The organism is Pinirhizobacter sp., assembly GCF_035317885.1.
GTDB lineage: Bacteria > Pseudomonadota > Gammaproteobacteria > Xanthomonadales > Rhodanobacteraceae > Pinirhizobacter.
The window spans coordinates 1-6,684 of record NZ_DATHFX010000068.1 but is presented as its reverse complement, the minus strand read 5'-3'; the positions used below and the strand labels follow the sequence as shown (position 1 = coordinate 6,684).

Sequence of the window (6,684 nt, the reverse complement as noted above, 5' to 3'; positions counted from 1 at the left end):
CTTGCGCGCGGTGATGTCGATCGCGGTGCCCTGGATCCAGTGCGGTTGGCCACCGAGTCCGAGGCTGGTGATGCGGCCGCGGAACAGTGCCCATACGTCGTGGCCGTCCTTGTGTCGCAGCTTGAGCTCCGCATCGAAGTCGTCATTGGCAGAAGCGGCCAGGCGCCGGGCACGCTCCACCAGCCGCTGCCAGGCGGACGGTCCGCTAAGCGTGGGCAGGCTGATGGTGGTGTATGGCGCCATCTCCACCGGCGGGTAACCGATGATGTCCACCCAGCGCCCGTCCAGTTCCAGCTCGCCGGTTTGCACGTTCCAGCGCCAGATCCCGGCCGAGGTACCGTCGATGATCTGGGCCAGCCGCTCACCGGCATCGGCTTCGCGCTGCAGCGCTGCGTTGCGGTCGATGACCAGTGCTCGCTGGTCCAGTGCCTCGGACACCGCCTGGGCCAGTTCGTTGAGAATGGCGCGCTGGCGGTCGTCGAGGTGGCGCGGTTCGCGGTCGATCACGCACAGCGCGCCCATCCGCAGCCCATCATGCAGGCTGATGGGCGCACCTGCATAGAAACGGATGTCGGGGGAACCGGTGACCATGGGATTGCCGGCGAAACGATCGTCGGCCCGCGCGTCGGGAATTTCCAGCAAGCCGTCTTCAAGGATGGTATGGGCGCAGAAGGCCACTTCCCGCGGGGTCTCGCTGACACCGGGAAGGCCATGGTTGGCCTTGAACCACTGCCGGTGAGTATCGACCAGGGTCACCATGCCGATCGGGGTCCCGGCGACCAGGGCAGCAGCCCTGGCCAGCGCGTCGAACAGAGGCTCGGATCCGGTATCCAGGACGGCAAGTTCGTGCAGCCGTGCAATGCGTCGGCTTTCGTTGGACGGTAAGGGGGCCGATCGGGTCATGGCAGCGAAGGGGAGCCGGAGGGATGCTCGGCGCATGATTAGCAGAATTGGCGTGGAAAATCCGTCTTGCCGTTCACGCGGCCGCCCCTTCGCCCCGCCTGGCCCAACATACGCCCGCGTACCCGGCCCTGGGCGCCTTGCCGCTAAAATGCCCGTTCCGCAAAGACAGGATCAAAGCGCGTGGTCATCAACCCGAAAGTCCGTGGCTTCATCTGCACCACCGCCCACCCGGTTGGCTGCGAGAAAAACGTCATCGACCAGATCGAAGCCACCCGCATCCAGGGCGTCCGCGCCGATGGTCCCAAGCGCGTGCTGGTGATCGGCGCTTCCACCGGCTATGGCCTGGCCTCGCGGATCACCGCGGCCTTCGGCTTTGGCGCCGCGACCCTCGGCGTTTTCTTCGAAAAACCTGCCACGGACAGCAAGACCGGCACGGCCGGCTGGTACAACTCCGCCGCCTTCGAGCGCCTGGCCCATGAGGCAGGCCTCTGGGCCAGATCCATCAATGGCGATGCGTTCTCCAACGAGGCCCGTGCCCGCGCCATCGAGATCATCAAGGCCGAGATGGGCGGCGAGGTGGACCTTGTGGTTTATTCCCTGGCCTCGCCGGTGCGCAAATTGCCCGATACCGGCGAACTGGTTCGTTCGGCGCTCAAGCCGATCGGCCAGCCGTACCAGGCCACCTCGATCGACACCAACAAGGACGCGATCATCAAGGTAGCGGTGGAACCGGCCACCGAGCAGGAAGTGAAGGACACGGTCACCGTGATGGGCGGCGAAGATTGGGCCCTGTGGATGGACGCTCTCGCCAGCGCCGGCGTGCTGGCGAAGAACGCCCGCACCGTGGCCTATAGCTACATCGGCACTCGGATCACCTGGCCGATCTACTGGCACGGCTCGATCGGCCAGGCCAAACAGCACCTGGACGACACCGCGCACCAGCTTACCCAGCGCTTGTCCGACCATGGCGTGGTGGCCCAGGTGGCGGTAATGAAATCGGTGGTGACCCAGGCCAGCGCCGCGATCCCGGTGATCCCGCTATACGTATCCCTTGTCTTCAAGATCATGAAGGAAAAGGGGCTGCACGAGGGCACCATCGAACAGACCAACCGCCTGTTCCGCGACCGCCTCTACCGCACCGACGGCGCGGTGCCGGACGTGGACGACGAGGGCCGCCTGCGCCTGGACGACTGGGAATTGCGCGATGACGTGCAGCGCGAGTGCACGGCCCAGTGGGACGGTGTCACGACCGAAAACCTCTTCGATACCACCGATTACCGTGGCTACAAGATCGGCTTCCTGCATCTGTTCGGTTTCGCGCGCCCCGACGTGAACTACGAAGCCGACGTCAAGCCCGATCCTGAGTTCGACTGCATCGCGCTTTGATCGGGCGCCGGACACGGGCGATACCGCTTGCCATCATCCTCGCGGTGGCAAGCGTCTCGTCGACCCGTGCCGATCCGCAGGAAGCCGGCGCCACGCTTTCGCGTCTTCGCGTGGAGGGCCTGGACATGGCGTTGGCGATCGATGCGGCGCAACCTCGCTTTAGCTGGCAGGTACAAAGCAACCGCCGTGGCGCGACACAACGCACCTGGCGCATCACATTGGCCAAATCTTCCGACTTGCTCGATGCAGGCACACCGGATGTCTGGGACAGCGGCCGCGTGGCTTCGCCCGAACCGTTCGGCCATGCCTACACGGGCCCGGCCTTGCGGCCGGCCACGCGTTATTTCTGGAAGGTTGAGGTCGACACCAGCGCAGGTCACGTCGCGCGCACGGCAAGCTTCGCCACCGGCCTTACCGACGAGACCGCCTGGGCGGGCGCACGCTGGATCGGCAAGGGCGATGGCGGCACGCGCGCCGCGCCACTGCTTCGACGGCCGTTCACCGTCGACGGCGGCGTGGCGAGGGCCACGCTCTACGTGGCTGCTGGCGGTTATGCCGATGTCACGCTCGATGGAAAACCCGTCGCCCCTGCCGTGCTGTCGCCCGGTTTCACCGACTACGACAAGCGCGTGCAATACGTGGCCACCAATCTCACCACCGCCCTGCAGGCTGCCGGCCCGCACGTGCTGGGCATGGAGCTCGGCCGCGGCTTCTATGGCCTGACCAATCCCGATGTCTGGCACTGGGAAAGGGCGCCGTGGCACGGCGAACCGCGCGTGCGTGCCAGGCTTGCCATCGACTACGCCAACGGGCACCACCAGGACATCGTCACCGGCGATGACTGGAAGCTGATCGACGGCCCCACCCTGCTCGATGATCTCTACGGTGGCGAAACCTATGACGGGCGCCGCGCACAACCGGGATTCGACACCACCGGCTTCGACGACTCCGCGTGGCGTGCGGCATCGCTCGTTCCAGCGCCACGGGGGCGCCTGGTTTCCCAGCCGCAGCCACCGATCACCGTAGCGGCCACGCTCGCGGCCGACGAAGTAACGCAGCCGAAGCCCGGCGTTTACGTGTTCCGCTTCCCGCGCGTGATCGCCGGCTGGGCGACGTTCGAAGCAAAAGGCCGCGCTGGCGACACCATCGTCGCCAGTTACGGCGAGAAACTGCTTCCCGATGGCAGCGTGGACGTCCGGGATCGCCACCACTATTTCAAGGAAGGTTTCCAGACCGACCGCTTCACCCTGTCGGGCAGGGGTGAAGAAAGCTGGCATGCGAAATTCTCGTACAAGGGATTCCGCTACGTGCAGATGAATGGCTGGCCCGGCGGAGCGCCCGCGCACGATGCCGTCACCGCACAGGTGGTGCATTCGGACGTTGCCGAGACATCATCGTTCGACAGCGCGAATGATCTGCTCAACTGGATCCATCGCGCGGCCGTGGACACCGTGCTCAATAACCTGCAGGGAATCCCCACCGATACCCCGATGTACGAGAAGAACGGCTGGACGGGTGATGCGATGGTGGGCGCGGACATGATGCTGCGCAATCTCGACGCCGGCACCCTCCTGGCCAAGTGGGTCGATGACATCAGCGACGCACGCAACTCGGACGGCGCCCCCTTGCTTATCGCCCCCAACCCCGGCTGGGGCGACGTTCGTGCGCCGCCCTGGCATGCGGCGTACATCCTCGTGCCCTGGTCGCTGTACCTGCACGATGGCGACCGCCGCGTGCTTGCCGATCATGAACCCGGTATGGCGGCCTATGTGAATCTCGAATATGCGCGCTCGCCCGGTGGCATTGCCACGACGGAACTCGGCGACTGGGTTAGCCCGGAAACCGACCCGGACGGCGAGAACGCCCCCGAGGACAAACGCGTCGCCGCCACCGCCTATCTCTACAAGATGGCCAGGACCATGGCCGACACCGAGCACGTGCTTGGCAAGGACGTCGATGCCGCCCGCTTCCGCCGCATGGCCGACAACGTTCGCAAGGCGTTCAACCAGGCGTTCTACGACACCCATGCCCATGTCTACCGAGGCCAGGGTGACCAGGGTTATCGCCAGGCCCACAATCTCTTCGCCCTGGACTTCGGTCTTGCACCGGAAGCCGATCGCGGTTTGATCGCCGCGAAACTGGCGAACGATGTCCGCGCCCGCGGCAACCACCTGGATACCGGCGCACTGGCCACCAAGATCATCCTGCCGGTGCTAAGCCATACCGGCCACCAGGCCGAGGCCTACGCCGTGGCCACCCAGGTGACCTTCCCCAGCTGGGGCTTCTGGCGCGCACAGGGCGCGACGAGCCTATGGGAGCACTGGAAGGCGGCGTCGCGTTCATGGGGTCATTATTTCCTAGGCACCGCGGACGACTGGCTATTCGGCGACGTGGCCGGGTTGCGCCCGCTGGAACCTGGCTGGCGACGCATCGAGGTAGCACCGCTCTTCACCGGCTTTCTCGACCACGCGCGCGGCAGCGTGCTGACGCCTTACGGCGATGCCGCGGTGTCGTGGCAGCGCCGTGGCTCGCAGATTGAACTGAAGGTGGATGTGCCCGTCGGAGCCGCCGCACTCGTGCGGTTGCCCACGGGCAACCTGCGCGGAGTAAGCGAATCGGGCACGACACTGGAAAAGGCCGACGGGGTCCATGTCGGCAAGGCCTGTGGGCCCGGTGCATGCGTCACCGTGGACTCAGGCCACTACGACTTTTCGATGCCGGCAACATCATTGCAATAATCACCGGCTAGCGTGCGCACTCCCCCTGCCCGCGGCATTCGCGCGGCAGAAGCCATGCAAGCAGGTACCATGATCGTCGCCTCCAAACGCCCGTTGCCACGCGCGCTCCTTGCCGGTGGCCTACTTTTCGTGGCTGCCGTGATCGGTGGCGTAGCCTGGCGTCGGCACCATGCTGCGGCCACCACGGATACGTCCAGCGCGACCACCGCCCAGGCGCCCAGCAGCGGCGCTTCCGACAACGATGACTCGCCCACGGCCATCCTGCTGGGCCTGGCGCGTACCTCGATCCGTGAAAACCGGTTGATCGCCCCCCAGGGCAACAACGCTTTTGAGTACTACATGAGCGTGCTTGACCTGGACAAGACCAATGCCACGGCGCAGGAGGCCCTGCGCGAATCCTTCCCGCAGGCGTCCGACCAGATCGACCGCGCGATCCTTGACAAGGACCTGGACGAGGCCCAGCGCGAAATCACCCTGCTGCGCGAATACGATCCGGATAACTACGTACTGCTGATCCTGGGCGCCAAGCTCGATGCGCAGCGGAAACTGGTAACCGCCGAGGATGAGGCACGGGCACTGGCCATACGCCAGGCCGCCGCAGCCAAGTGATAGGTCCGATACAGGCGGAATCGCTTATGCTTGGGCTTCCCGCTGGCATATAGGATAAAACCGCATGGCCCTCAAGCTCGACGCTCTCTCCCCCAAGGAACTGCACGCCCTCATCGCCGATGCTAAATCCCGCGTGGAAGGCGCCCGTAGCCAGCAGGTCAAGGCGTTGCGCAAAACCATCGAGGGCATGATCAAGGCCGAAGGCCTTGAGCTTTCCGAAGTGTTCCCCGCCCTGGGCACGCGCACGAAGAAATCCAAACGTGCCGGCGCAGGCGTAGCGCGTTACCGCAATCCGGCCAATCCGGCACAAACCTGGACAGGCTTCGGCAAGAAGCCCAACTGGTTCATCGAAGCGATACGCAAGCGCGGCGTCACCGCCGAAACCCTGTTGATCGATCCGGCGCGTGCACCGGCGACGGCGAAGACCACCACGGCAAAGAAGGCCGCGCCACGGAAGTCCGCCGCGAAGAAAGCCACCCGCAAGCGCGCGTGAACCGAGGGCATCAGCCTCGTCGCGCGGGCGTGGTCGCGGGAGCCGGCGGGGCGCAGTGGTGACGCTCCGTGCGAAGGCGAAGGGCTTCGGCGGATCAGGCCCGCAGGGGGCCGGCCATGGACGGCCGGCCGTTTTCGCTGAGCCAGGATGGCGAATCGAAAACCCCCGGCCGAAGCCCGTCCCGATGGGGGCGCAGCCATCAGACACGGCCGCGTAGCGGCCTCCCTTCCCCGAGGGTCGCCGCAGCCAGGAGCGTCACCACTGCGCCCTGCCGGCTCTCCTCACGGCAACGTGAGGCCGCCTTCGATGCAGGTCACCACGTCACCGCCTACCCAGATGTCGTTGCCTTCCTGCTGCACGTGCACGCGGCCGGCACGGCCCAGCACCGTGCCCTGGCTTGCCACATAGCGCGATGGTGCGATGTCGGCGCCGATCAGCCACTGTGCGATGCCGGCATTGAGGCTGCCGGTGACTGGATCCTCCGGCATGCCGTCGCCGGGGATGAAGGCGCGGACTTCGAAGTCCGCCTCGCCACCCCAACGCGCTACCACGCCG

The 6,684-nt window shown here is 65.9% G+C and carries 6 protein-coding genes; 4 read left to right on the top strand and 2 right to left on the bottom strand.

The window, feature by feature from the left end; translation table 11 throughout:
• A partial coding sequence (locus VK519_RS02145; RefSeq protein ID WP_324347218.1) for a GAF domain-containing protein occupies positions 1 to 903 on the bottom strand: 903 nt, incomplete at its 3' end.
• Between the two features lie 180 nt (positions 904 to 1,083).
• On the opposite strand from VK519_RS02145, the gene fabV reads away from it, so the two are divergent.
• The 4 genes from fabV to VK519_RS02125 all read left to right on the top strand — a co-directional run bounded on the left by fabV (position 1,084) and on the right by VK519_RS02125 (position 6,129).
• Positions 1,084 to 2,289, top strand: a complete 1,206-nt coding sequence (gene fabV, locus VK519_RS02140) for an enoyl-ACP reductase FabV (protein WP_324347216.1) — start codon at positions 1,084 to 1,086, stop codon at positions 2,287 to 2,289.
• Entirely contained in the window at positions 2,286 to 5,027 is a 2,742-nt protein-coding gene (locus VK519_RS02135; RefSeq protein ID WP_324347214.1) for a family 78 glycoside hydrolase catalytic domain, read from the top strand. The genes fabV and VK519_RS02135 overlap by 4 nt, the downstream gene beginning before the upstream one ends.
• Positions 5,028 to 5,081: 54 nt before the next feature.
• Positions 5,082 to 5,636, top strand: coding sequence for an energy transducer TonB (locus VK519_RS02130; protein WP_324347212.1), 555 nt, complete (start codon positions 5,082 to 5,084; stop codon positions 5,634 to 5,636).
• Positions 5,637 to 5,700: 64 nt separating this feature from the next.
• Positions 5,701 to 6,129 (top strand): H-NS histone family protein, encoded by a 429-nt coding sequence (locus tag VK519_RS02125; RefSeq protein WP_324347211.1) that lies wholly within the window; start codon positions 5,701 to 5,703, stop codon positions 6,127 to 6,129.
• 281 nt (positions 6,130 to 6,410) lie between these two features.
• On the opposite strand, the gene VK519_RS02120 is transcribed toward VK519_RS02125, so the two are convergent.
• Positions 6,411 to 6,684, bottom strand: a 274-nt coding sequence (locus VK519_RS02120) for a PhzF family phenazine biosynthesis protein (RefSeq protein WP_324347209.1), incomplete at its 5' end; no start/stop codon positions are given.